Raw genomic sequence first — 22,685 nt, forward strand, 5'->3', positions numbered from 1 at the left:
CGCAGTGCGCCGAACATTGAGGCGGATCAGCCTCGGTGGAGCCTGGCGGTGGTTACTGCTGGTTTTCCTGCTCGGTGAACAGGTCGCTGAAGAGCATGCTGGACAGGTAGCGCTCGCCCGAATCGGGCAGGATCACCACGATGGTCTTGCCCTGCATTTCCGGCTTTTCGGCCAGGCGTACCGCCACGGCCATCGCCGCGCCACAGGAGATACCGCACAGGATGCCTTCCTCCTGCATCAGGCGCAGGGCCATGGCCTTGGACTCCTCGTCGCTGGCCAGCTCGACCTGGTCGACCATCGACAGGTCCAGGTTGTTGGGTACGAAACCTGCGCCGATGCCCTGGATCTTGTGCGGGTTGGGCTTGATTTCCTGGCCGGCCAGGGCCTGGGTGATCACCGGAGACACCAGCGGCTCGACCGCCACCGACAGAATCGGCTTGCCCTGGGTGTTCTTGATGTAGCGCGACACACCGGTGATGGTGCCGCCGGTGCCCACGCCGGCAACCAGCACATCGACCCCGCCGTCGGTGTCGTTCCAGATTTCCGGACCGGTGGTCTTCTCGTGAATGGCCGGGTTGGCCGGGTTGTCGAACTGCGCCGGCATGAAGTAGGTGGCCGGGTCGCTGGCTACGATTTCGGCGGCCTTCTCGATCGCGCCCTTCATGCCCTTGGCAGGCTCGGTCAGCACCAGCTCGGCGCCCAGCGCCTTGAGTACCTTGCGCCGCTCGATGCTCATCGAGGCCGGCATGGTCAGCATCAGCTTGTAGCCGCGCGCAGCGGCCACGAAGGCCAGGCCTATACCGGTGTTGCCCGAGGTCGGCTCGACGATGGTCATGCCCGGTTTGAGCCGGCCGCTGCTTTCGGCGTCCCAGATCATGTTCGCGCCGATCCGGCACTTGACCGAATAGCCGGGGTTGCGCCCCTCGATCTTGGCCAGGATGGTCACGCCCCGCGGGGCGATGCGGTTGATCTGCACCAGCGGCGTGTTGCCGATGGAGTGCGCGTTGTCAGCGAAGATACGGCTCATGGCTTGGGTCCTTTTGGCACCGTGCGAAAACTTCAAGGGTATGCCTGCCCCTGCGGTGCGTCCACCCCGAACGAACCGATGCGCCCGTGCGGCGGTCAACCGATCATCCTCAATCACGGAACCCACGCCGATGAAACGCCGCTACCGCTGGCCCCTGTGGGGGCTGCTGGGCATTGCACTGTTGCTGCTGGCCCTGCACCTGACGCTGCCGATCCTGGTACGCAACTACTTGAACGAAAAGCTCGCCGACATGGGCGACTACCGCGGCCAGGTCACCGATGTCGACCTGGCCCTGTGGCGGGGTGCCTACAAGATCAACGGCCTGACCATCGTCAAGACCACGGGCAAGGTGCCGGTGCCGTTTCTGGAGGCGCCGCTGATCGACCTGTCGGTGAGCTGGCATTCACTGTGGTACGACCATGCCGTGGTGGCCGAAGTGACCTTCCTGCGCCCGAAACTGAACTTCGTCGATGGCGGCAACACACAGGCGTCGCAGACCGGTAAGGGCACCGACTGGCGCGCGCAGCTGAGCAAGCTGCTGCCGATCACCCTCAACGAGCTGCGCATAGACGACGGCACCCTGACCTTTCGCAACTTCAATTCCAAACCGCCGGTCAGCCTTGAAGCGACCCAGCTCAACGCCAGCGTCTACAACCTGACCAACGTGGTGGACGTCGAAGGCAAGCGCGACGCCCGCTTCGAGGGCAAGGCCCGGCTGCTGGGCGACGCGCGGGTGGAAAGCACGGCCACCTTCGACCCGCTGAGCAACTTCGAGGACTTCCAGTTCCGCCTGCGCGCCACCGGCATCCAGCTGCGCCAGATGAACGACTTTGCCAGCGCCTACGGCAAGTTCGACTTCAATGCCGGGCACGGCGACGTGGTGATCGAGGCCGAGGCGAACAAGGGCCAGCTCAAGGGCTACATCAAGCCGTTGTTGCGCGATGTCGAAGTGTTCAACTGGCAGCAGGACGTGGAGAACAAGGACAAGGGGTTTCTGCGCTCGATCTGGGAAGCCCTGGTGGGCGGTACCGAAACGGTGCTCAAGAACCAGCGCAAGAACCAGTTCGCCACGCGCGTGGAGCTTAGCGGCAGCGTGCATCACAGCGATATCAGCGCGTTCGAGGCGTTTTTGCAGATTCTGCGCAACGGCTTCGTGCAGGCATTCAATGCGCGGTATGAACAGGGGCCGCCGAAAGCTGACTGATCCATCGCGGTACTGGCCCTTTCGCTGGCAAGCCAGCGACTAGGCCAGGCCTGCCACCCCGGTTCCATGACCAATCATCCACAGACTGAATACCCCGTCCGCGTTCACAGCCACGCAAGCCCCGCGTTATAGTCGTCGCATGATAGTCACCGCATGACCATTTTTTGAGGATCGGTACATGAAGTTCGAAGGCACCAGCGCATACGTCGCCACAGATGACCTGAAACTGGCCGTCAACGCGGCGATCACCCTGGAGCGCCCGCTGCTGGTCAAGGGCGAACCCGGCACCGGCAAGACCATGCTCGCCGAGCAACTGGCCGAAGCCTTCGGTGCCAAGCTGATCACCTGGCACATCAAGTCCACCACCAAGGCCCACCAGGGCCTCTACGAGTACGATGCGGTCAGCCGCCTGCGCGACTCGCAGCTGGGCGTGGACAAGGTGCACGACGTGCGCAACTACCTGAAAAAGGGCAAGTTGTGGGAGGCCTTCGAAGCCGAGGAGCGGGTCATCCTGCTGATCGACGAAATCGACAAGGCCGACATCGAGTTCCCCAACGACCTGCTGCAGGAACTCGACAAGATGGAGTTCTACGTCTACGAGATCGACGAGACCATCAAGGCCAAACAGCGCCCGATCATCATCATTACCTCCAACAACGAGAAGGAACTGCCCGACGCCTTCCTGCGTCGCTGCTTCTTCCACTACATCGCCTTCCCCGATCGCGCCACGCTGCAGCAGATCGTCGACGTGCACTACCCCAACATCAAGCAGGACCTGGTCAGCGAAGCGCTGGACGTGTTCTTCGACGTGCGCAAGGTGCCGGGCCTGAAGAAAAAACCCTCCACCTCCGAGCTGGTCGACTGGCTCAAGCTGCTGATGGCCGACAACATCGGCGAAGCGGTATTGCGCGAGCGCGACCCGACCAAGGCCATCCCGCCGCTGGCCGGTGCGCTGGTCAAGAACGAGCAGGACGTGCAGTTGCTGGAGCGCCTGGCGTTCATGAGCCGGCGCGGCAACCGCTGAGCCAACGGGGTCATTGCCATGCTGCTGAACCTGTTCAATGAAATGCGCGCGGCCAAGGTGCCGGTGTCGGTACGCGAGTTGCTCGACCTGCTCAATGCCTTGAAGCAGCGGGTGATCTTCGCCGACATGGACGAGTTCTACTATTTGGCGCGCGCCATCCTGGTCAAGGACGAGCGCCACTTCGACAAGTTCGACCGGGCCTTCTCGGCCTACTTCAAGGGCCTTGAAAACCTCGACCACCACCTGGAGGCGCTGATCCCCGAAGACTGGCTGCGCAAGGAATTCGAGCGTTCCCTGACGGATGAAGAGCGTGCGCAAATCCAGTCCCTGGGCGGTCTGGACAAGCTGATCGAAGCGTTCAAGAAACGCCTGGAAGAACAGAAGGAACGCCATGCCGGCGGCAACAAGTGGATCGGTACCGGCGGTACCAGCCCGTTCGGCTCGGGCGGCTTCAACCCCGAGGGCATTCGCGTGGGCGATGCCGGCAAGCGCCAGGGCAAGGCGGTCAAGGTATGGGACCAGCGCGAGTACAAGAACCTTGACGACGGGGTGGAACTGGGTACGCGCAACATCAAGCTGGCCTTGCGCCGGCTGCGCAAGTTCGCCCGTCAGGGCGCGGCCGAAGAGCTGGATATCGACGGCACCATCGACCACACCGCGCGCGATGCCGGGCTGCTCAACATCCAGATGCGTCCGGAGCGGCGCAACAGCGTGAAGTTGCTGCTGCTGTTCGACATCGGCGGTTCGATGGACGCCCACGTGAAGATCTGCGAAGAGCTGTTTTCGGCCTGCAAGACCGAGTTCAAGCACCTGGAGTACTACTACTTCCACAACTTCGTGTACGAGTCGGTGTGGAAGAACAACCTGCGCCGCACCTCCGAGCGCACCTCGACCATGGACCTGCTGCACAAGTACGGCGCCGACTACAAGGTGGTGTTCGTTGGCGATGCGGCCATGGCGCCCTACGAGATCACCCAGCCCGGTGGCAGCGTGGAGCACTGGAACGAGGAAGCCGGGTATGTGTGGATGCGCCGCTTCATGGAGAAGTACAAGAAGCTGATCTGGATAAACCCCTACCCCAAGGACACCTGGGGCTATACCGCTTCGACCAACATCGTGCGCGAGCTGGTCGAGGACCGGATGTTCCCGCTGACCTTGCGCGGGCTGGAGGAAGGGATGCGGTTTCTCTCCAAGTAGCGGTGAACCCTTCGCCGGCCTTGCCGGCGAAGAGGCCCTGTCAATCGGCAAACCTCTGCAGATAAACCTGCTGCTCTCGCCATGCCATCTCCTGCACCACGGCCCGCAACCGCACCACACGCCCCGGCAGCAACTGCGCCAGGCCGGCCAGCGCCAGCGGGGTCAGCGCCCCCAGTCGCGGATAGCCGCCAATCGTCTGCCGATCATTGAGCAACACGATCGGCTGCCCATCCGGCGGTACCTGCACCGCGCCCAGCGGTATCCCCTCCGAGATCATCGGCTGCCCCTGATACTGCAACGCCGGGCCCAGCAGGCGCATGCCCATGCGGTCGGCGCGGGTGTCCAGGGTCCAGTCGCGGTTGAAGGCATCGAACAGGCTCTGCCCGGCAAACTCGCCGATCTGCGCCCCCATCACCAGGTCCAGCACGGTGCAGGTACCAGGCACGGGTCGAAGCCCTTCGGGCACCTCACGCACACCCGGCGCGTTGCCGGCGTAGCCCAGGCACTCGCCTCGGGCCAATGCTCTGCCCAGTCCCGTCAGCCCGCCCAGCTCCTCGCGCACCACCGTAGCGCAACTGCCCAGCACCTGCGGCGCAGCGAATCCCCCTGGCGCCGCCAGGTAGGCCCGCACACCCTGCAGCGGCTGGGTGAACTGCAGGCGCTGCCCCTTGGCCATCACGAAACTGCGCCACGGCGCCAGCGGCTGGTCGTCGAGCCGTGCGCCCAGGTCAGCACCGGCCAGTGCCAGGCAGCACGCCTGCTCGGCCACCAGCGTCAGCCCGCCCAGGGTGATCTCCACCACCGCCGCCTGCGGTGCATTGCCCAGCAGCCAGTTGGCCCAGCGCATCGATACCCAGTCCAGACCACCGCCCTGGGTCACGCCCAGGTGGCGCACGCCAAAGCGCCCGGCATCCTGCAACAGGCACAGCGGCGTGCTGGCCTCGATCAGCAAGCGGCTCACGGCGACACCTGCAGGGGCGTGTCGTCGCCGCCGAGTGCAAGGAATTCGGCACGGTCCACCGCCACGAAGCGCACCCGGTCGCCCGGCTGCAGCATGCTGTAGCCCTCGCGCTGGCGATCGAACAGGCGGCTGGGGGTACGCCCGATCAGGTTCCAGCCCCCGGGCGACACCGCCGGGTAGGCCGCCGTCTGGCGCTCGGCGATGCCCACACTGCCGGCTGCCACGCGCTTGCGCGGGGTGGCCAGGCGCGGCGCGGCCAGCGCCTCCTCGACCAGCCCCATGAACGCGAAACCCGGGGCGAAGCCCAGGGCGAACACCTGGTACTCGCGCGCGCTGTGGCGGCGGATCACCCCCGACACGGAATCGCCGCTGCGCTGCGCCAGCAAGGCCAGCTCGGGCCCGACGCTGGGGTCGTACCACACCGCAATGTCGTGGCGCTGCCCTGCCCCGCCCTCGTCGGGGCGAAGACCTTCGAGCGCCTGCGCGATACGCTCGCGGGCCTGGGTGGGCGACAGGTCGAAATGCACCATCACGGTGGTGTACGACGGCACCAGATCGATCAGCTGCGCCGCAAAGGCTGCGCGCAGACGCTGGGTGGCAGCGAGCATCCAGGGCATGTTGGACTCATCGATCGCATCGAACAGGCGCACCATCAGGCAATCGACAGCAACCACCTCGACGCGCCACTTCATGGCGCCGCCTGCGCATCGAGAGCCTGACGAATCTGCCGCACCGCAGCCACCGAGCTGGCATTGTCGCCATGCACACACAGCGTATGGGCCTGCAGGCGCAGTGCGCTGCCATCACTGGCAACCAGCGGCTCGCCCCGTGCCAGGCGCAGGGCCTGCTCGACGATCAGGGCCGGGTCGTGGTGCACGGCACCGGGCAGGCGCCGCGACAGCAGGCGTCCGGCGGGGTCGTAGGCACGGTCGGCAAAGGCCTCGAACCACAACGTGACGCCATATTCGTCACCCAGTGCCTGGGCCGCGCGATTGTCGGCCGTGGCCATCAGCATCAGCGGCAGGCTGCGGTCGTAGGCGGCCACCGCCTCGATCACCGCACGCAGCTTGCCCGGCTCGGCCATCATGTCGTTGTACAGCGCGCCGTGGGGTTTGACGTAGGCCACCTGGGTCTTCTGGGTACGGCAGATACCGTCCAGCGCGCCGATCTGGTAATGCAGCAGGTCGCGAATCTCTTCATTGCTGCAGGCCATCGAGCGGCGCCCGAAACCGGCCAGGTCCTGGTACGCCGGGTGCGCCCCCACCAGCACGCCCCCGGCCACGGCCAGCGCCACGGTGGCGCGCATGATGCCCGGGTCGCCAGCATGAAAACCGCAGGCGATGTTGGCGCAATCGATAAAGGGCATCACTTCGGCATCCAGCCCCATGCTCCAGCTGCCGAAACTTTCACCCATGTCGCAATTGAGTAGCAGGCGGCTCACGCGCGTTGCTCCTGTGTCGGGTGGGGGGGCGGCCCGGAGGCCGTCTAGCGCCAGCTCGGCTCCACCGGCTTGCGCCGACCGCCGAGGATCGCCCAGCCGATCAGCATCAGCAGGCTCTCGATCACCAGTGCCAGCAGCATGGCGCTGGCCAGGCCCCAGGCCATCGCCTCGGGCGCCAGCAGGATCTGGTAGCTGTAGCCCTTGAGGGTTTCCTCGCGCAAGGCCGGGTCGGCCGCCACCAGTACGTGCCAGGTGCGCACCAGCCACGGGCGCTGCAGGGTCTGCCACTCTTCTTCGAGCAGGCGATTGCGCGCCACCAGGCTGTCGATGCTGTCGGCATCGCTGTTGAACACCGGGTCGTCGCTGGCACGGTAGTGACGTACCAGCGCCTGCAGGTCGCCATTGAAAAAGCGCTGCGCGGTCTGGTTGAAGCCCTTGAGGCCCTCGCGCGATTCGAGCAGGTGCGCCTCGACCCGCTGGGTGTAATCGTTGATCAGCCCGGGGATCTGCACACCGACCAGCAGGCCGAAGGTAAACAACAGCAAACGCAGGTAACTTCTGAACATGAAGGCTGATCCTTAGCTGGCCTGACCCTGGGCAATGCATTCACCGCGCCGCCACAGGCCCCACTGGCCAGGCTCGTAGCGGTGCCAGATCTCGTCCTCGGTCAAGGCCTCGGTGGCAATGACGGTGACCACGTCGTTGGGCGTGGTCTCGGCCTGGAAGTCGACAATCATGTCCACGTCCTTGAGCCGCGCCGGGCCGAACGGTGCGCGCCGGGTGATGTGTACCAGCTTGGTCGAACAGAAGCAGAACAGCCAGTCGCCATCGCTGAGCAGGCAGTTGAACACGCCCTTGCCACGGAACTCGGCGCAGGCCTGCACCAGCACCGGGATCAGCTCTTCGACCTCGACCGGTTCGGGGAATGCCTCGCGGATGCGGTTGAGCAGGTCGCAGAAGGCGGCCTCGCTGTCGGTATCGCCCACCGGGCGGTAGAAGGTGCGTTGCCCCTGGAAGTCGCCCAGCTGGCCGTTGTGTGCGAAGCACCAGTTGCGCCCCCACAGTTCGCGCACGAACGGGTGGGTGTTGGACAGGCACACCTTGCCAACGTTGGCCTGGCGAATGTGGCCGATGACCACCTCGCTCTTGATCGGATAACGCTGCACCAGGTTGGCGACTTCCGACTCGCAGCTGGCCGCCGGGTCCTGGAACAGGCGCAGGCCACGGCCTTCATAGAAGCCGATGCCCCAGCCGTCACGGTGCGGCCCGGTACGTCCGCCACGCTGCATCAGCCCGGTGAAGCTGAACACGATATCGGTAGGGACATTGGCGCTCATGCCCAGTAATTCACACATGCAGGGGTCGCTCCAGGGCGGATCTTACAAACGCGGTTCGAGGCGCTCGCGGCTGCCGCCGGCGGGTGCTTCAGGGGGTTCGCTGCGGTAGCGGTCACGGCTGTCGGCGGCGAACGGCTGGTCGTCCAGCGGCTCGTCGGCATCGCGCCTGGCGGCGGCTTCGGCAGCGGCGCGGCGGGCCTTGGCACGGCGCTCCAGCGGCCAGCGCAGCAGCACGAACACGGCATACAGGATGAACGCGATCATGCCGTACATGGCCAGGTCGGACGCGGCGCGCAGCACGTTGTTGCCGACCTTGAAGGCCAGGTCCAGGGCAGTGATGGCAATGGCCGGGGCGAACTTCTCCTTCACCGGGTCGATGATGGTCGGGGTCAGCAGCAGCACTGCCATGATCACCCGCAGCGGCTCGCGCAACCAGCGCCACATCCACGCGGTCAGGCGAAAGCCCACCAGCAGGCAACCCAGGGCGGCCAGGGCATAGAGTCCCCAGGCGAGCAGATAATCGTTCTCGGTCATGGCGTCCGTGGCAAGCTAGGCAAATAGATGCTTATGATAACGACTTTTCAGCGCGCAGGCGCGCCCCAGCAAAGAGAACCCCGCATGTCCGCAGCTGCCAACGCCCCCCAAGCCCCGATCGCCCGCCAGGATGCCGGCACCGATCCCTATGCCTGGTTGCAGGCCCGGGACACCCCCGAGGTGCTGGCCTACCTGAACGCGGAAAACGCCTATCAGGAGGCGCAACTGGCCGACCAGGCCGGGTTGCGCGAGCAGCTGTTCGAAGAGATCCGTGGCCGCATTCTCGAAACAGACCTGTCGCTGGCCTCGCCCTGGGGCCCCTACCTTTACTACACCCGCACCACCGCCGGCGACGAGTACCCGCGTCATTACCGCTGCCCACGCCCGGCCGACGACTCGCCGACGGTCGATGAAAGCCGCGAAGAGCTGCTGCTGGACCCCAACCTGCTGGCCGCCGGTGGCTTCCTCAGCCTGGGCGCCTTCAACATCAGCCCCGACCACCAGCGCCTGGCCTACAGCCTGGATACCAGCGGCGACGAGGTCTACACCCTGTACGTCAAGGACCTGGCCAGCGGCGCGGTCGAACAGCTGCCGTTCGAAGACTGCGACGGCAGCATGACCTGGGCCAACGACAGCCAGACGCTGTTCTTCGCCGAACTGGACGACACCCACCGCCCGCACCGGCTGATGCGTCATCGCCTGGGCACCCAGGGGGCGGTGCAGGTGTTCGAGGAGGCCGACGGTCGCTTCTTCCTGCACTGCTACCGCGCCAGCTCCGAGCGCCAGCTGATCCTGCTGCTCAACAGCAAGACCACCAGCGAGGCCTGGGTACTGGATGCGCACACCCCGGAACAGGCGTTCACCTGCCTGGCACCACGGGTCGAAGGCCATGAGTACTACCCTGACCATGGCCAGTTGAACGGCCACTGGCACTGGTTCATCCGCAGCAACCAGCAAGGCATCAATTTCGCCCTGTTCCACGGCCCGGCCGACACCCTGCCAACCCACGAGCAGTGGCAGGTACTGGTGCCGCACCGCGACACCGTGATGCTCGAGGGGCTGACCCTGAACGCCAGCGCCCTGACCCTGAGCCTGCGCGAGGGCGGCCTGCCGATCATCGAGGTGCGCCCCCACGGCCTGCCCGCCTACCGCGTCGAGCTGCCGGATGCAGCCTACAGCCTGTACGTGCAGGACAGCCTGGAGTTCGACAGCCCACGCATCCGCCTGCGCTACGAGGCACTGAACCGCCCTGCGCAGGTACGCCAGCTGACGCTTGCCGATGGTCAGCAGCAGGTGCTCAAGCAGACCCCGGTGCTCGGCCCGTTCGACCCCGACGCCTACGTCAGCCAGCGCCTGTGGGCCACCGCCGGCGACGGCACGCAGGTACCGATCAGCCTGGTTCAGCGCCGTGAGGACCTCGGCAAGCCGGTGCCGCTGTACCTGTACGGCTACGGTGCCTACGGCGAAAGCCTGGACCCGTGGTTTTCCCATGCGCGCCTGAGCCTGCTGGAGCGCGGCGTGGCCTTCGCCATTGCCCACGTGCGCGGCGGCGGCGAACTGGGCGAGGCCTGGTACCGGGCCGGCAAGCAGGAGCACAAGCCCAACACCTTCAGCGACTTCATCGCCTGCGCCGAACACCTGATCGCCACCGGCGTGACCGATGCCGAGCACCTGGCGATCAGTGGCGGCAGTGCCGGCGGGCTGCTGATCGGCGCGGTGCTCAACCTGCGTCCCGAGCTGTTCAAGGCGGCGATTGCCGAGGTGCCGTTCGTCGACGTGCTCAACACCATGCTCGACCCCGATCTGCCGCTGACCGTCACCGAGTATGACGAGTGGGGCAACCCGCAGGAGCCCGAGGTGTATGCGCGCATCAAGGCGTATGCGCCCTACGAGAACGTGAAGGCCCAGGCCTACCCTGCCCTGCTGGTGGTGGCCGGTTACAATGACAGCCGCGTGCAGTACTGGGAGGCGGCCAAGTGGGTGGCCAAGCTGCGCGTGCACAAGACCGATGACAACCTGCTGCTGCTCAAGACCGAGCTGGGCGCCGGGCATGGCGGCATGAGCGGGCGCTACCAGGGGCTCAAGGACGTGGCACTGGAGTACGCGTTCGTATTTAAAGTGCTGGGCCTGGTGTAATTCAGGATTTCTGTTGTCTGAATCAGCAATTCGCCGGTAACGCCGGCTCCTGCAAGCTATGCACTGGCCATTGCAGGAGCCGGCCTTGACGGCGAAAACCAGACACCACAAACCTCCAAGAAAAAGACCAACCGCGATGCCCGACCCGACCTCCCTGAACAACGAAATTCGCGACATGCTCATGGACTGCGGCCTGTTCGACCAACTGCTGCCGCCTGACTTTCAGACCGCTGCCGGCTACTTCAGCATCAGCACCATCGCCCAGGGCGAGGAAATCTTCCACGAAGGCGATGCCGGCACCTTCATGTGCATCATCCACTCGGGCCAGGTATCGGTACGCAAGACCGACCCCGACGAGCATCAGGTGGAGATCGCCACCCTGCGCAAGGGCCGCGCCTTTGGCGAGATGGCCGTTCTGGACGGCGAACGCCGATCGGCCAGCTGCGTGGCCGCCAGCGACTGTCAACTGCTCAACCTGGGCAAGGACTCACTGGAAAAAATGCTCAACGAAACGCCCAAGGTGGCCGCCAAGATCATCCGCGCCCTGGCCGTGGCACTGTCGCGTCGCCTGCGCATGCTCGACGGCCAGCGTCTCTCGCAGCAGGTCTAGCCCTCGCGCGGTTTGTCCTTGCCGGCATCCGGCGCAAGCCCTGGCAGCGGCTGGTCCTTCGGCGGGCTGGGCAAGGGAATCGGCGGCAACAGCGGCGCACCCGACGAGCCCTGCCCTGCACGGGGGATGGTCGACGGGGCCACCTGCGGGTAAGGGGTGGGCGTGGGCGTACCCGGTGCACCCGGTACCGGTGCGAGGGTGCGTGGCTGCAGGTCCGCAGCCTGGGCCTGGCCGAGCCAGGCAATCAACAGCAGGGCAATGCTCGCATGGCGCATGGGGCGGGCTCCTGGAGAGTGCTGCCTACAGGCTACGCGCAAGCGCTGCGGTTTGCCTGTCCGAAATGCCCGTCATGGCGCTAAACTTCACGGCATAACCGTAACAAGCCCGAGAAAGGTACAACCATGAGTTCGGCAACCTCTTCCGCCGCCGCCACCGCGCGGCTGGACCGCATCCTCGCCGATGCCAAGCGCGACAAGGAAATGGGCTACCGCGACAAGGCCCTGCGCATGTACCCCCACGTGTGCGGCCGCTGCGCCCGCGAATTCGCCGGCAAGCGCCTGAGCGAACTGACCGTGCACCACCGCGACCACAACCACGACAACAACCCCCAGGACGGTTCGAACTGGGAACTGCTGTGCCTGTACTGCCACGACAACGAGCACTCGCGCTACACCGACCAGCAGTACTTCAGCGAAGGCTCCACCGCCAGCCCAAGCATCGCCAAGGCCACCCATAACCCGTTCGCCGGGCTGGCCGGGCTGCTCAAGAAAGACTGACCCTGCGCCCCACCCGTGCCGGCAAGCCCGTATAATCGCGTCTTTTTTCTCAAGGGCCCCGGCACGTGGCGAACAAACGGTACAGCTGCATTGGTCTGTTCAACCCCAAATCAGCGGAGAACGTCGGTTCGGTGATGCGTGCGGCGGGTTGCTATGGCGTGAACTCGGTGTTCTACACCGGCAAGCGCTACGAGCGCGCCCGCGACTTCGTCACCGACACCAAGCGGGTGCACTATGACATCCCGCTGATCGGCATCGACGACCTGCAGAAGATCATCCCGCTGGGCTGCACACCGGTTGCCGTCGAACTGGTCGAGGGCGCCCGCCCGCTGCCCGAATACACTCACCCCGACCGCGCGATCTACATCTTCGGCCCTGAAGACGGCTCTCTGGATGCCGACGTGCGCGCCTGGTGCGAAGAGACCATCTACATCCCGACCAATGGCTGCATGAACCTCGCTGCCACCGTCAACGTGGTGCTCTACGACCGCATGGCCAAGGGCCTGAACACCCGCTCCGGGCCCAAATTCAAGTAATCCGCGGGAACGTCCTGGCGGCCCTGGCGGTCTGCTGACTATCCATGCCCCCACAGGAGTACGACCATGTCCCAGAACAAGACCCTGACCCTGGCCACACCGTTTCAGAGCAAGACCGAACACAACGTGCAAGGCTGGGAGCGCGCTGGCTCCCTGGCCACAGGTGTGGTGATGGTCGGCAAGGGGCTGCGTCGCGGCGGTTTCTTCGGCCTGATCCAGATCGCCATCGGCGGCGTGGCGCTGGCCCGGGGCATCACCGGACACAGTTCGGCCAAGAGCCTGATCGAGCGCGGGCGCCGCGACCTGGATCAGATCCGCAGCAAGATCGAACGCACCGGTGAAGAGCTCAGCGTGCTGAAGGCCAATGCGCAAGCGGCCACCCACAGCGCCACGGTCACCGGCAACGACTCGCTCAAAAGCCCCAAGGCCTAACGCAACAGCTTGGTGTCCAGCACCTCGGAACCACGTCCCAGCACGTTTTCACTGAGCTGGATGAACTCCGCGGTGCTGACGCTGTTGAGGCGCATCAGGCCCTGGGTCACGTCGTCCAGCGAACGCTGGTTATGCGTGTGCAGGCGGATCTCGCGGTCCAGCGCCTGCAGCAGCAACACCGCACGAGCTACCCCGGCATCGGTGATCTGCTCGCCGCGCAGCGTGGTGACCTTTTCACCTTGCCTGGCCAGCCGGGCCTGCACCGCCTGGTAGCGGTCCTCGGTGATGCCGCCGGCACGGCGCAGCAGTTCGATGCCGTAGTATTCGGCCAGCCCCTCGCCAATCCAGTCACTGCGCTCCTGGTCGTTGACCTGGGCGAACACCCGCACCAGTTCGCGCAACAACGGGCTGCTGCCGTTCTCGTTGACCAATGGGCGATTGCTGTTGAGGTAGATCGAGTGGTAGCCGGCCCGGGTGCCGCGCCACAACTGGTCGCGGGCGCCCACCAGCAGCAGCTTGGGCGGGTTGCGCGGGAACACGCTCTGCAGCTGTGGCCACACGAACGTCAGCAGGGTCAGGGTGTCCATGCGCCGCAAGCCCTGGCCCTGGGGCCCGGCGACGGTGACCTCGGTCTCGCCCAGACGGGTGCGCCGGCTGCCCAGGTTGCCGGCGAGCATCCAGCCGGTAGGCCGGTCGAACAAGCGCGAAGGGTTGTCGAGGCGGAAACGCTGCTTGCCAATCCGCGGCCAGGGCGTTTCGACACTCTTCCAGTCGCCCGGCAACTCGAACACCAGGCGCGCGACCAGCTCGGTGCCGTCCTGCTGGTCGAGGCGTGCGGCAGGCACCAGGTCATCGCCCCGGAACAAGGCCCATTGCGCAGTGATGCGGCTGTCGTAGCCGGCGTTCTTCAGGGCATGGTTAAGCTGTACCCGGTAGCTCAGGCTGGACACTCCCGCCCCCGGCTGCCACAGGCCACGGCGTGCTCCGGCCTGCAACTGCCAGGCGCCATCGGCCTTGAAATCGCTGTAGACGGCTTCCTTGCCCAAGTCGAAATCCAGGCTGCGCACCGCTGCGCCGTCGGCCAGGGTCAGGCGCACCTCGGCCTGCCCGCTCTGGGGCAGCAGGCGCACGTGGTAATCCAGATCGACCTTCTTCGCCCAGGCGCCATGGCTCGCCAGCAACAGCGCAGCCCCCAGCAAACAGCGACGTATCTCCATTCACATCCCCTTGCGCCGCAGCCTCAGCCGGCGCGGAAAATCAGATAGTCTTCCCAATCGTCTTCGGCCACGCTGTCTTCACTGAGCATGCGGCCAGACCACGAAATGCGTTGCTTGTGCACCTGCTCGCGATCGCCACTGACCAGGTGATGCCAGCTGGGCAGGTCCTTGCCCTCGCTGACCAACCGATAGCCACAGGTGGGCGGCAGCCACTTGAACTGGTCGGCCTTGCCCGGGGTGAGCTGGATGCAGTCGGGTACCGAGGCAAAGCGGTTGGGGTAATCGCTGCACTGGCAGGTCTTGAGGTCGAGCAGCTTGCAGGCAATGCTGGTGTAGTAGACGCTGTTGTCGTCTTCGTCCTCGAGCTTTTGCAGGCAGCACAGGCCGCACCCATCGCACAGCGACTCCCACTCCTGGCGATCGAGCTGATCGAGGGGCTTGCTGATCCAGAAGGGTTGGGTGGCAGGCATGGTGCGTTTTGTCCTGTTTCAATTCAAGTGCGCGCGCGTGGCGGCGCCAGTCTAGGGCGTGTGGCCGGGCTTTGCCAGACCGCTTGTCAGGGCTGGCGCCACGCAGTAGTTTGACAGGCTGTGTGTTTTCCCACCCCGTCAGGAACCCCTCCATGAGTGCCAACCCTCGCGTTGCCGACTATGCCATTGCCGAGCAGTTCATCCAGCGCTGGTCGCCCCGGGCGTTTACCGCCGAACCGATTGCCGAAGACACCCTGCTGAGCTTCTTCGAAGCGGCGCGCTGGGCCCCCTCGGCTTACAACTCGCAGCCGTGGCGCTTTCTGTTCGCGCGCCGTGACACGCCGAACTGGGAGCGCTTCCTGGGCCTGCTCAACGAATTCAACCGCAGCTGGGCCCAGCACGCCTCGGCGCTGGTGCTGGTGATTTCCAAGACCACCTTTACCGCCCCTGGCGCCAGCGAAGAAACCCCGGCGCTGTGGCACACCTTCGACACCGGCTCGGCCTGGGGCCACCTGGCGTTGCAGGCCAGCATCAGTGGCTGGCATACCCACGGCATGGCCGGGTTCGACCAGGCGCTGGCGCGCAAGGAGCTGAAGATTCCGGACGGCTATGAACTGCATGCGATGGTCGCCATCGGCAAGCTGGGCGACAAGGCCAGCCTGGCCGAGTACCTGCAGGCCCGTGAAGTGCCAAGCCCGCGCAAGCCGTTGAGCGAGCTGGCGGCCGAGGGTGATTTCAGCCTGTAGGGCTGAAGTTCGCGGCGCCCCGTTCGCCGGCAAGGCCGGCTCCTGCAGGCATCTCCTGTAGGCGCCGGCCTTGCCAACGACGGCTGCGACGCGGTTTCAGTCAGTAGCCCCGCTCGAAATCCACCTCGCCACGCAACGCCTGCCCCGCCTCGTATGCCCGCAGATTCTCCACGAACAAACGCACCATCGCCGTCGGCGAGGTCGGCGCCGAGCTGTGCCCGGTCAACAGCAGGCCCCAGGCGGTCCAGAACGGATGACGCTGCGGCAGCGGCTCCTGGCGGCATACATCGATCACCGCGCCCGCCAGGTGCCCCAGCTTCAGCGCCTCGACCAGGTCGGCATCGACCACCGACACCCCACGCCCGGCATTGATGAACAGCGCCTGGGGGTTGAACCTGGCGAACAGCGCGGCGTTGTACAGGTCGTGGGTGGCAGGCGTGTCAGGCAGCAGGTTGACCACATAATCCACCTCGCCCACCAACCGCCCCAGCTCATCCAGGCCGGCCACCTCGACAAACGGCGCCTGTACGCGGGCCTGGCTGGCCACGCCATACAAGGTGACACCGAAGGGCAGCAGGAACTCGGCAACCTGCTGGCCGATGTCACCGGTGCCCACGATCAGCACGCGCCGCCCTTCCAGGCTGCGCCCCAGGCGCCCGTCCCACTTGCGTTCCACCTGGCTGAGCACGCGCGCGAGCACCTCGCGCTCATGGCCGAGCATGTAGGTGAGCACGTACTCGGCCATCACCTGGCCAAAGATGCCCACCGCCCGCGTCAGGCGATAGCCACGCGGCAAGCCGTCGACCAGCAGCGGGGTGATGCCGGCCCAGGTCGACTGCACCCAGGCAGGGCCGTGGCCCTGACGCAGCAGGGTGGCCAGCAGATCGGGCTGGCCGAGCCACACCGGGCACTCTGCTGCCAGCTTCGACAGTTCGGCAGAGTCGCCGCTGGTCACTACCTCGAGGTCCGGTGCCATCTCGCGCAGCAGGCGAGCGTAAAGGGCATGATCCTGTTCAACGATCAGAACGCGCATGTTTTGGATAACCTTGGCATAAACCACGGCGCTGGCCCGCTCACTGCGCGGGCCGCGCCATGCAAGACAGAAAAAAGCTCAGACCGGATCGTTGCGCCGCAACAGCTCTTCGGGAAGATGCTCGATGTACTCGTCTTCAAGTGGCGGCATCTGCAGGTGGTAGCCCTGCTTCTCCAGATTGGCCAGCACCTGGGTGATGTCTTCGCGGGCCAGTTGGCGTTCGGGGGTCAACACCAGGTCGAAGGCATGCACCGGCTTGCCAAAGGCCGGCAGCAGCCCCTCGGGCACGCGCTCCAGGCCATCGGCCTTGAGCACGTAGAGGTACATTTCATTCTTGCGCGGGCTCTTGTAGATCGAGCAGATACGTTTCATGGCTGGTCTCCGGTGCCGGCCAGGCAATCGAGCAGCGCCTGGCCCATCCGCTCGCGGCGCCAGCCGCGCAACGAATCAGGCAGTTGATAGGGCCCGTTGGGGTAGCCGCTCTTGAGCAGCGCCTCGAGGGTTTTCTTGCGCAGCATCAGTTCGGGCGCGATGCCCAGGCGCTCGCCTTCGGCCTGGCCGATGGCACGCAGCTGCTTGAGCAGCGCCGAAGCCTCGATCGGCAAGGGCTCGGGCAGGGCCGGCGGCCACTCGCTGGGCGGCACGCTGGCGGCCTTCTTGATCAGCTCGAGCAGGAACTCGCCATCCTGGCGAATGGTGCGCGGGTGCATGTCTTCGATCTTGGCCAGGGCCGACAGATTGTCGGGCTGGGTACGGGCCAGAGGCCACAGCGATTGCTCGCGCAGCACCCGGTTGCGCGGCAGGTTGCGCGCACGCGCCTCGCGTTCGCGCCAGGCGCACAGCTCGCGCAGTACCGCCAGTTGCGCACGCGACAGCTTCCAGGCCAGCTTGGCATCACGGTACAGCTCGTAGGGGTCGGTTTCGCGGCGCAGTTGGGCCACCAGCTCGGCGCCGTCTTCCAGCACCCAGGCATTCTTGTCTTCGGACAGCTGCGGGCGCAGGCGCTCGTAGACTTCGGCCAGGTGCACGGCATCTTCGGCGGCGTAGCTGACCTGGGTTTCCGACAGCGGGCGCTGCAGCCAGTCCGAACGGGTCTCGCCCTTGGGCAGCTCGATGCCGAGTACTTCCTGCACCAGTCGCGAGTAGCCCATGGAGAACCCGAGATTCAGGTAGCCGGCGGCCAGTTGGGTGTCGAACAGCGGCGCCGGCAGGCTGCCGGTCAGGCGCATCAGCACTTCGAGATCTTCGCTGCAGGCATGCAGCACCTTGGTCACGGCGCTGTCTTCGAGCAGCTCGGCCAGCGGCTGCCAGTCGCCGATCAGCAACGGATCGATCAGAAAGGCACGCTGCCCGTCGCCGACCTGGATCAAACCGGCGATGGGGTAAAACGTGTCAACCCGCATGAATTCGGTATCAAGCGCTACATAAGGCAACTGCCGCCACTGTCGGCAGTGCTCGGCCAGGCTGCGGTCGTCGCAAATCCAGTGAATATCGATGGCCACAAGGCTCTCCCACGAACAATGGCGCGCAGTATATACGGCGCAGGCCACCGCCGGGAAACCGCTCGACCGCCGTTCCCTCGCCAGCCTGCGCACGCGGTCAGTGTGTAGCGACCACCGGACGGCAACTGGCGAACATGTCCAGTTGCGGGTCGTACACCGAGGTGTGCACCCGCAGCAGGCCGAGCATCGAATGGAACAGGTTGTCCTGACTCAGCGGCTGGTTGCGCGAGCGCTGCAGACAGTCGGTATCGACGGCGTAGTCCTTGCGATAGCCATCGGAAAACCACGCCAGCATCGGTATGTGCTTCTGCTGCTCGGGAGCGAGCATGTAGGGCGTGCCGTGCAGGAACAGGTTGTACTCACCCAGCGACTCGCCATGGTCGGACAGGTACAGCATGGCGGTGTCGACCTTGTCCTGGCGGCTGCGCAGGACGTCGATCAGCGTGGCCAGCACGTGGTCGGTGTACACCAGAGTGTTGTCGTAGCCATTGATGATGCTCTGGCGGTCGCACTTGTCCAGGGCATTGCTGCGGCACACCGGGGTGAAACGCTCGTAGGCCTTGGGGTAGCGCTTGAAGTACTCCGGCCCGTGGCTGCCCATCTGGTGCAGTACCAGCACGGTGTCCTGCTGCAGGTTGTCGAGCATCGCCTCCAGCCCCTTCAACAGGATTTCGTCGTGGCATTCGCTGTCGGCGCACAGGGCCGGGTCCTTGAGGTTGCTGACATCCTCGAACGCCACGCGATCGCAGGTGCCCTTGCAGCCGGACTGGTTGTCGCGCCAGTGCACCGCGATGCCGGCACGCTGCAGCACGTCGAGCAGGCCCTCCTGGTTCCTGGCCTTGCTGGCGTCATACTGCTTGCGGGTGAAGGTGGAGAACATGCAGGGTACCGACACCGCCGTTTCGGTACCGCACGAATGCACGTCGCTGAAGGCCACCAGCCCCGCCTCCTTGCTCAGCTGAGGCGTGGTATCGCGGTCGTAACCGAGCAGGCCGAAGTTCTGTGCGCGGGCGCTCTCGCCCACCACCAGCACGGTCAACGACTTGCGGGCCTGGGGCGTTACCGCCAGCGGGCGCACGGCATCTTCGCCAATGCGGCGCAACGGTACATGCGCGCTGCCTAGCTGCTCGCTGACATAGGCTACTGCGGCGCCGACATAGTTGCTGGGCACGACCATCAGGTGCAGTTCATGGTGATTGCGAAACAACGAGGAAAGCCCCTGGTAATTGAGCAATGCCACCGCGCCCAGTACTGTTGCGCTGGCCGTACCGACCACCAACTTGCTCAACAACTCGCGGGGGAAGGTACGATAAAGAATCGGGGTTTTATATAAAAGAATACTCGGCACTACGCCCAGTAACAGGATATAGCCGGCCAACGTGAACGAGAGCAGATCACGCACTTCGGTAGCATTGGTTTCCATGGTATTGCGCAACATGCCCACATCGATCAGCACGCCGTAGCGGTTCATGAAGTAGGCCACCCCCGCGCTGACAAGGAACAACCCCGTCAGCACCGGCTTGAGCACGGGCCGGAAGGCCACCAGGGTCAGCACCAAGTTGAACGCGCAGAACACCAGCACGGCAAACGCCAGGCGCAGCACCAGGCCCGGGGCATCCCCCGGCACGATACTGAAAACATGCTGCCACAGCACCGCGTTGAAACCGATCAACAGGTACAGGCTGGCAATCAACGTTACCCATTCGGCACGCAGGGGCTTTAACTTGAACATGGCGCTTCGCTTCTTGAAAGTCCGGGACGATGTCATTGCAACATCAATTAAAAACAAGGCGGACTGTAGGCAGGGTGCCATCAATTTTTCGTGAAAAAGACGCCAACAAATAATTGCACTTTATTGAACGAAGGGCAGAACACTTCTTGTTCAGCCTTTATTCAGGAACAGGGCCTTGTCGCCCTGCCCCCGAACAGCGGTCAGGCGGGCAACAGCACCTTGGCGTAGCTGTCGCGGTCCATGTCGACAAGCTCGACGCTCAACTGAAGCTCGCGACCGCTCACCTCGACCACCGCATCCTTGAGCACCTCGAGCAGGCTGCCCGAGAGCTGCTTCTTGACCTCCGGGGAGCGGCCGCTGAGCAGCGACAGCCGCACACAGACAAATGCCCGCTCGACCGGGGCCACGCCCACACGAAAATGTTCGAAGGCGCGCGCGCGACTCTTGATATCCAGTTCCTGGGCGAACTGACCACTGCCGACCAGCGCGTGATTCAGGCGCAGAAGAACCTTGTCGACTTCAAGCTCGCGCAGGTTGGCGCTGTATTCCAGGTGCAGATGGGGCATGACTCGGGCGTCCGTCGGGGGAAATGATTCGACAGACTACCCCATCTGCGGGGGGCGGCAAACGCGTCTATCCTGAAGGTTCATGCCCACCAACCTATCAGCAGAGGTGAAGAGATGCCGGTCAAACACGATTTGCTTGCAGACCTGAATCTGACCAGGGAAGCCTTCGACGAAAAAAAGAAAACCGACCCGCGGCTCAGTACGTTGCACGAGAAGTACAACGCGATCGACGCCCAAGTGGTCGAGGCAGAAAGCGGCAGCGCCACGGACGATCAGGTGACGGAACTGCGCAAGAAACGGCTGCTGACCAAGGATGAGATCGTCGACCATCTCAAAGCCTAGGCGTTGTACCGCTTGCCATGCTGGATAAATCTTAGTTGACCACAACAGTTAATATCATTTTGATATCAACTTTTTGCCAGGTAATTGGCAAGCCAAAAAAAACCCCGACACTTGGCGTGTCGGGGTTTCTTGATCAGGCCGCAATGGCCTGATCACGCCAAACTTACTGCTGCTGCGGCAGTTTGTCGATTGGACCGCAGCCACCAATAACCTTGGAGATGGAAACCGAAGGGTGGAACAGGTAATCGTACGAGCAGTTCTTTGGCTGGTTGTACACTTGGCCAGTGCAACCGGACAGCAGGGCAACACCCGAAACAACAGCGATTGCGACCGATGCCTTGATAAACTTTTTCATTCTAAATCCCTTAAATTACGATTCGCCGTCTTACTGATGGCGCGGCGATTGTAGGGAGGTCAGCACAATAAATCAAAAGATTTGTTACACCTTTCAAAGCCTTATGGAACGTTCGTGCTAGTTGCCCGGGCAGGGCCTGCGAATCGACTTCGACGGTCATTCTGATTTTCGGCTCAGATTCTCGAGCTTCACACCGGCGACACTTCGCCTGCTGCCGAGGCTTCGGTGAGCATGGCAAGGCGCAGTGCGCGCCTGATGTCTGCATTGATATCGTCGGTGTCTTCCAGCCCCACAGAGATCCGGACCAACCCGCGAGGTACGCCCATTCGCTCCAGGTCGGTGCCGCCTGCTCGGGCAAAACTACCGTAGTGATAACACAGGGATTCAATGTTCCCGAAGGTGGTACCTGTTCGTATCAATTGCAGTTGACTAACAAAGATTGTGCCCGCTTCCTGCGAAGGCAACACAATGGCAATAAGACCTGTATGCAATGACGGATCAATGCCGTTGGCCTGTGCGCTCCTGGTCGACCATACGGCACGCCATTGCAACGTGGGAAACTCCTGATTCAACATGGCAATGACAGCAAGTGCATTGTCGGCATGCTTTTTCAATCTGAGCGCAAGTGTTCTCAAACCACGCACCGTAAGCCAGGCCGAAAACGGGTCGAGGATCAGCCCGGCACTTTCCCTGTGAGACTTCAATGCCTTGAACAGATCCGGGTCATTGGTACTTACCATCCCGCCCATTACATCGCCGTGCCCATTGATATGCTTGGTGGTGGAATACAAGGTCACTGCCGCCCCCAGCGACAACGGCTTCTGGCAAAGTGGCGTTAGAAAGGTATTGTCGACAACCAGAAGAACGGCGTTCTTCATGCAAAGTTTCGCCAGTTCCGCAATATTGATGTCCAGAAAAGCCGGGTTGGTGGGTGCCTCGATAAAGATCATTCTGGTGTCGGGCCGCAGGGCCGCCTGAAACGCCGCCGTTTCGTACGCTTCAATGACCGACAGCGTCATGCCACGCTGACGTGTTTCATGCTCAAGCTGTTCGATCACTTCATAGAACAGGCCGCGGGGCACGATGACGTGGTCACCTGCGCCCAGCAGCGCACGGAAGACCAACAGGCAGGCGGTCATTCCGCTGTTGACTGCCAGACTGTAGGCGCAGTGTTCGATGGCACGAAACTTCGCCTCCAGGACGGAAACGGTGGGGTTGGCGTAGCGCTGGTAGGCAAAGTTTTCCCCCTCTGCATTGCCGAGCATGTCCCTCCCCGCTTCAACGGAGTCCAACAGTGCCGCGGAATTGCAGATCAGTGCGGGCACTGGAAACTGATCCAGGCCCGCCTCATGTTGCCCCAGGTGGATCGCGCGGGTAGCAGCGCCGAGTGGCGAAGACAGCAGATAATCACGGCGCTGCCGTTCACGCGGGCTCACGTTTTTGGTTGGGCTCATGAATGGCCTGATTCCGAAAGAGAGGGCTGATCCAGCCCGTTGATGATGACCTG

27 protein-coding genes are annotated in these 22,685 nt (G+C 64.0%); 10 read left to right on the forward strand and 17 right to left on the reverse strand.

Annotation, left to right across the window (positions count from 1 at the left end; genetic code table 11):
* Window positions 1-52 precede the first annotated feature (52 nt).
* The gene (cysK, locus tag FW760_RS11340; RefSeq protein WP_043864186.1) at window positions 53-1,027 is read right to left on the reverse strand and encodes a cysteine synthase A; all 975 of its coding nucleotides are present in this window, start codon (window positions 1,025-1,027) and stop codon (window positions 53-55) included.
* Between the two features lie 130 nt (window positions 1,028-1,157).
* On the opposite strand from cysK, the gene FW760_RS11345 reads away from it, so the two are divergent.
* The 3 genes from FW760_RS11345 (at window position 1,158) to FW760_RS11355 (ending at window position 4,452) form a co-directional block, all read left to right on the forward strand.
* Entirely contained in the window at window positions 1,158-2,231 is a 1,074-nt protein-coding gene (locus FW760_RS11345) for a DUF748 domain-containing protein (protein ID WP_054914958.1), read from the forward strand.
* A 178-nt stretch (window positions 2,232-2,409) separates the two neighbouring features.
* Entirely contained in the window at window positions 2,410-3,255 is an 846-nt protein-coding gene (locus tag FW760_RS11350; protein WP_043864188.1) for an AAA family ATPase, read from the forward strand.
* A gap of 18 nt (window positions 3,256-3,273) precedes the next feature.
* On the forward strand, window positions 3,274-4,452 hold the full coding sequence (locus tag FW760_RS11355) for a vWA domain-containing protein (RefSeq protein ID WP_043864189.1): 1,179 nt from the start codon (window positions 3,274-3,276) through the stop codon (window positions 4,450-4,452).
* Between the two features lie 40 nt (window positions 4,453-4,492).
* On the opposite strand, the gene FW760_RS11360 is transcribed toward FW760_RS11355, so the two are convergent.
* From FW760_RS11360 to FW760_RS11385, 6 genes are read right to left on the reverse strand one after another with little or no spacing between them, the layout of a single operon-like run.
* Window positions 4,493-5,413, reverse strand: coding sequence for a 5-oxoprolinase subunit C family protein (locus FW760_RS11360; RefSeq protein WP_043864190.1), 921 nt, complete (start codon window positions 5,411-5,413; stop codon window positions 4,493-4,495).
* Window positions 5,410-6,105 carry a 5-oxoprolinase subunit B family protein gene (locus tag FW760_RS11365; protein WP_116053140.1) on the reverse strand — a complete coding sequence of 232 codons (696 nt, stop codon included), beginning with the start codon at window positions 6,103-6,105 and terminating at the stop codon, window positions 5,410-5,412. Before FW760_RS11365 ends, FW760_RS11360 begins: the two co-directional genes overlap by 4 nt.
* Window positions 6,102-6,854, reverse strand: coding sequence for a 5-oxoprolinase subunit PxpA (locus FW760_RS11370; protein WP_058541522.1), 753 nt, complete (start codon window positions 6,852-6,854; stop codon window positions 6,102-6,104). Before FW760_RS11370 ends, FW760_RS11365 begins: the two co-directional genes overlap by 4 nt.
* Before the next feature lie 44 nt (window positions 6,855-6,898).
* On the reverse strand, window positions 6,899-7,420 hold the full coding sequence (locus FW760_RS11375) for a DUF2937 family protein (protein ID WP_054914961.1): 522 nt from the start codon (window positions 7,418-7,420) through the stop codon (window positions 6,899-6,901).
* A gap of 12 nt (window positions 7,421-7,432) precedes the next feature.
* Complete coding sequence (locus FW760_RS11380) at window positions 7,433-8,209, reverse strand: class II glutamine amidotransferase (RefSeq protein WP_043864194.1); 777 nt, start codon at window positions 8,207-8,209, stop codon at window positions 7,433-7,435.
* Between the two features lie 24 nt (window positions 8,210-8,233).
* A complete protein-coding gene (locus FW760_RS11385; protein ID WP_100634621.1) occupies window positions 8,234-8,725 on the reverse strand; it encodes an MFS transporter in 492 nt (163 codons plus the stop codon).
* Between the two features lie 84 nt (window positions 8,726-8,809).
* On the opposite strand from FW760_RS11385, the gene FW760_RS11390 reads away from it, so the two are divergent.
* Together FW760_RS11390 and FW760_RS11395 are read left to right on the forward strand one after the other, a co-directional pair.
* Window positions 8,810-10,861 (forward strand): S9 family peptidase, encoded by a 2,052-nt coding sequence (locus tag FW760_RS11390; RefSeq protein ID WP_116053134.1) that lies wholly within the window; start codon window positions 8,810-8,812, stop codon window positions 10,859-10,861.
* Between the two features lie 136 nt (window positions 10,862-10,997).
* The gene (locus FW760_RS11395) at window positions 10,998-11,471 is read left to right on the forward strand and encodes a cyclic nucleotide-binding domain-containing protein (RefSeq protein ID WP_088514493.1); all 474 of its coding nucleotides are present in this window, start codon (window positions 10,998-11,000) and stop codon (window positions 11,469-11,471) included.
* Here the strand turns inward: FW760_RS11395 and FW760_RS11400 are convergent.
* Window positions 11,468-11,746 (reverse strand): hypothetical protein, encoded by a 279-nt coding sequence (locus FW760_RS11400; protein ID WP_043864198.1) that lies wholly within the window; start codon window positions 11,744-11,746, stop codon window positions 11,468-11,470. The two genes, FW760_RS11395 and FW760_RS11400, sit on opposite strands and share 4 nt — an antisense overlap.
* A gap of 126 nt (window positions 11,747-11,872) precedes the next feature.
* On the opposite strand from FW760_RS11400, the gene FW760_RS11405 reads away from it, so the two are divergent.
* The 3 genes from FW760_RS11405 (at window position 11,873) to FW760_RS11415 (ending at window position 13,215) form a co-directional block, all read left to right on the forward strand.
* Window positions 11,873-12,247 (forward strand): YajD family HNH nuclease, encoded by a 375-nt coding sequence (locus FW760_RS11405; protein ID WP_043864199.1) that lies wholly within the window; start codon window positions 11,873-11,875, stop codon window positions 12,245-12,247.
* A gap of 65 nt (window positions 12,248-12,312) precedes the next feature.
* Entirely contained in the window at window positions 12,313-12,783 is a 471-nt protein-coding gene (locus FW760_RS11410) for an RNA methyltransferase (protein WP_043864200.1), read from the forward strand.
* 66 nt (window positions 12,784-12,849) lie between these two features.
* A complete protein-coding gene (locus tag FW760_RS11415) occupies window positions 12,850-13,215 on the forward strand; it encodes a YgaP family membrane protein (RefSeq protein WP_043864201.1) in 366 nt (121 codons plus the stop codon).
* Here the strand turns inward: FW760_RS11415 and FW760_RS11420 are convergent.
* Window positions 13,212-14,432, reverse strand: a complete 1,221-nt coding sequence (locus FW760_RS11420) for a hypothetical protein (protein WP_116053131.1) — start codon at window positions 14,430-14,432, stop codon at window positions 13,212-13,214. The genes FW760_RS11415 and FW760_RS11420 overlap by 4 nt on opposite strands.
* A 23-nt stretch (window positions 14,433-14,455) precedes the next feature.
* On the reverse strand, window positions 14,456-14,902 hold the full coding sequence (locus tag FW760_RS11425) for a YcgN family cysteine cluster protein (protein ID WP_043864203.1): 447 nt from the start codon (window positions 14,900-14,902) through the stop codon (window positions 14,456-14,458).
* A gap of 152 nt (window positions 14,903-15,054) precedes the next feature.
* Between FW760_RS11425 and FW760_RS11430 the strand changes: the two genes are divergently transcribed.
* A complete protein-coding gene (locus FW760_RS11430; RefSeq protein ID WP_043864204.1) occupies window positions 15,055-15,648 on the forward strand; it encodes a nitroreductase family protein in 594 nt (197 codons plus the stop codon).
* Between the two features lie 100 nt (window positions 15,649-15,748).
* Here FW760_RS11430 and FW760_RS11435 read toward each other — a convergent pair whose 3' ends face one another.
* The 5 genes from FW760_RS11435 to FW760_RS11455 form a co-directional block, all read right to left on the reverse strand.
* Window positions 15,749-16,681 carry a D-2-hydroxyacid dehydrogenase gene (locus FW760_RS11435; RefSeq protein ID WP_043864205.1) on the reverse strand — a complete coding sequence of 311 codons (933 nt, stop codon included), beginning with the start codon at window positions 16,679-16,681 and terminating at the stop codon, window positions 15,749-15,751.
* A 78-nt stretch (window positions 16,682-16,759) separates the two neighbouring features.
* The gene (locus FW760_RS11440; RefSeq protein WP_043864206.1) at window positions 16,760-17,053 is read right to left on the reverse strand and encodes a YcgL domain-containing protein; all 294 of its coding nucleotides are present in this window, start codon (window positions 17,051-17,053) and stop codon (window positions 16,760-16,762) included.
* Window positions 17,050-18,183, reverse strand: coding sequence for a ribonuclease D (gene rnd, locus FW760_RS11445; protein ID WP_043864207.1), 1,134 nt, complete (start codon window positions 18,181-18,183; stop codon window positions 17,050-17,052). The genes FW760_RS11440 and rnd overlap by 4 nt, the downstream gene beginning before the upstream one ends.
* Window positions 18,184-18,280: 97 nt before the next feature.
* The gene (locus tag FW760_RS11450; protein ID WP_088514491.1) at window positions 18,281-19,915 is read right to left on the reverse strand and encodes a phosphoethanolamine transferase; all 1,635 of its coding nucleotides are present in this window, start codon (window positions 19,913-19,915) and stop codon (window positions 18,281-18,283) included.
* Between the two features lie 200 nt (window positions 19,916-20,115).
* Window positions 20,116-20,481, reverse strand: coding sequence for a 5-carboxymethyl-2-hydroxymuconate Delta-isomerase (locus FW760_RS11455; protein ID WP_058541519.1), 366 nt, complete (start codon window positions 20,479-20,481; stop codon window positions 20,116-20,118).
* 114 nt (window positions 20,482-20,595) lie between these two features.
* Between FW760_RS11455 and FW760_RS11460 the strand changes: the two genes are divergently transcribed.
* A complete protein-coding gene (locus tag FW760_RS11460; protein WP_043864210.1) occupies window positions 20,596-20,823 on the forward strand; it encodes a YdcH family protein in 228 nt (75 codons plus the stop codon).
* Between the two features lie 163 nt (window positions 20,824-20,986).
* On the opposite strand, the gene FW760_RS11465 is transcribed toward FW760_RS11460, so the two are convergent.
* Together FW760_RS11465 and FW760_RS11470 are read right to left on the reverse strand one after the other, a co-directional pair.
* Window positions 20,987-21,178, reverse strand: coding sequence for a YhfL family protein (locus FW760_RS11465; protein WP_043864211.1), 192 nt, complete (start codon window positions 21,176-21,178; stop codon window positions 20,987-20,989).
* Window positions 21,179-21,366: 188 nt separating this feature from the next.
* The gene (locus tag FW760_RS11470; protein ID WP_116053128.1) at window positions 21,367-22,632 is read right to left on the reverse strand and encodes an aminotransferase class I/II-fold pyridoxal phosphate-dependent enzyme; all 1,266 of its coding nucleotides are present in this window, start codon (window positions 22,630-22,632) and stop codon (window positions 21,367-21,369) included.
* Window positions 22,633-22,685: the final 53 nt, after the last annotated feature.

The organism is Pseudomonas sp. 1176_21, from assembly GCF_052850635.1.

Bases quoted from the DNA above. Each gene is read 5' to 3' on its own strand.
- cysK (WP_043864186.1), bottom strand. From the start codon at position 1,027: ATGAGCCGTATCTTCGCTGACAACGCGCACTCCATCGGCAACACGCCG.
- FW760_RS11345 (WP_054914958.1), top strand. From the start codon at position 1,158: ATGAAACGCCGCTACCGCTGGCCCCTGTGGGGGCTGCTGGGCATTGCA.
- FW760_RS11350 (WP_043864188.1), top strand. From the start codon at position 2,410: ATGAAGTTCGAAGGCACCAGCGCATACGTCGCCACAGATGACCTGAAA.
- FW760_RS11355 (WP_043864189.1), top strand. From the start codon at position 3,274: ATGCTGCTGAACCTGTTCAATGAAATGCGCGCGGCCAAGGTGCCGGTG.
- FW760_RS11365 (WP_116053140.1), bottom strand. From the start codon at position 6,105: ATGAAGTGGCGCGTCGAGGTGGTTGCTGTCGATTGCCTGATGGTGCGC.
- FW760_RS11375 (WP_054914961.1), bottom strand. From the start codon at position 7,420: ATGTTCAGAAGTTACCTGCGTTTGCTGTTGTTTACCTTCGGCCTGCTG.
- FW760_RS11380 (WP_043864194.1), bottom strand. From the start codon at position 8,209: ATGTGTGAATTACTGGGCATGAGCGCCAATGTCCCTACCGATATCGTG.
- FW760_RS11385 (WP_100634621.1), bottom strand. From the start codon at position 8,725: ATGACCGAGAACGATTATCTGCTCGCCTGGGGACTCTATGCCCTGGCC.
- FW760_RS11390 (WP_116053134.1), top strand. From the start codon at position 8,810: ATGTCCGCAGCTGCCAACGCCCCCCAAGCCCCGATCGCCCGCCAGGAT.
- FW760_RS11395 (WP_088514493.1), top strand. From the start codon at position 10,998: ATGCCCGACCCGACCTCCCTGAACAACGAAATTCGCGACATGCTCATG.
- FW760_RS11400 (WP_043864198.1), bottom strand. From the start codon at position 11,746: ATGCGCCATGCGAGCATTGCCCTGCTGTTGATTGCCTGGCTCGGCCAG.
- FW760_RS11405 (WP_043864199.1), top strand. From the start codon at position 11,873: ATGAGTTCGGCAACCTCTTCCGCCGCCGCCACCGCGCGGCTGGACCGC.
- FW760_RS11415 (WP_043864201.1), top strand. From the start codon at position 12,850: ATGTCCCAGAACAAGACCCTGACCCTGGCCACACCGTTTCAGAGCAAG.
- FW760_RS11420 (WP_116053131.1), bottom strand. From the start codon at position 14,432: ATGGAGATACGTCGCTGTTTGCTGGGGGCTGCGCTGTTGCTGGCGAGC.
- FW760_RS11425 (WP_043864203.1), bottom strand. From the start codon at position 14,902: ATGCCTGCCACCCAACCCTTCTGGATCAGCAAGCCCCTCGATCAGCTC.
- FW760_RS11430 (WP_043864204.1), top strand. From the start codon at position 15,055: ATGAGTGCCAACCCTCGCGTTGCCGACTATGCCATTGCCGAGCAGTTC.
- FW760_RS11435 (WP_043864205.1), bottom strand. From the start codon at position 16,681: ATGCGCGTTCTGATCGTTGAACAGGATCATGCCCTTTACGCTCGCCTG.
- FW760_RS11440 (WP_043864206.1), bottom strand. From the start codon at position 17,053: ATGAAACGTATCTGCTCGATCTACAAGAGCCCGCGCAAGAATGAAATG.
- FW760_RS11450 (WP_088514491.1), bottom strand. From the start codon at position 19,915: ATGTTCAAGTTAAAGCCCCTGCGTGCCGAATGGGTAACGTTGATTGCC.
- FW760_RS11455 (WP_058541519.1), bottom strand. From the start codon at position 20,481: ATGCCCCATCTGCACCTGGAATACAGCGCCAACCTGCGCGAGCTTGAA.
- FW760_RS11460 (WP_043864210.1), top strand. From the start codon at position 20,596: ATGCCGGTCAAACACGATTTGCTTGCAGACCTGAATCTGACCAGGGAA.
- FW760_RS11465 (WP_043864211.1), bottom strand. From the start codon at position 21,178: ATGAAAAAGTTTATCAAGGCATCGGTCGCAATCGCTGTTGTTTCGGGT.
- FW760_RS11470 (WP_116053128.1), bottom strand. From the start codon at position 22,632: ATGAGCCCAACCAAAAACGTGAGCCCGCGTGAACGGCAGCGCCGTGAT.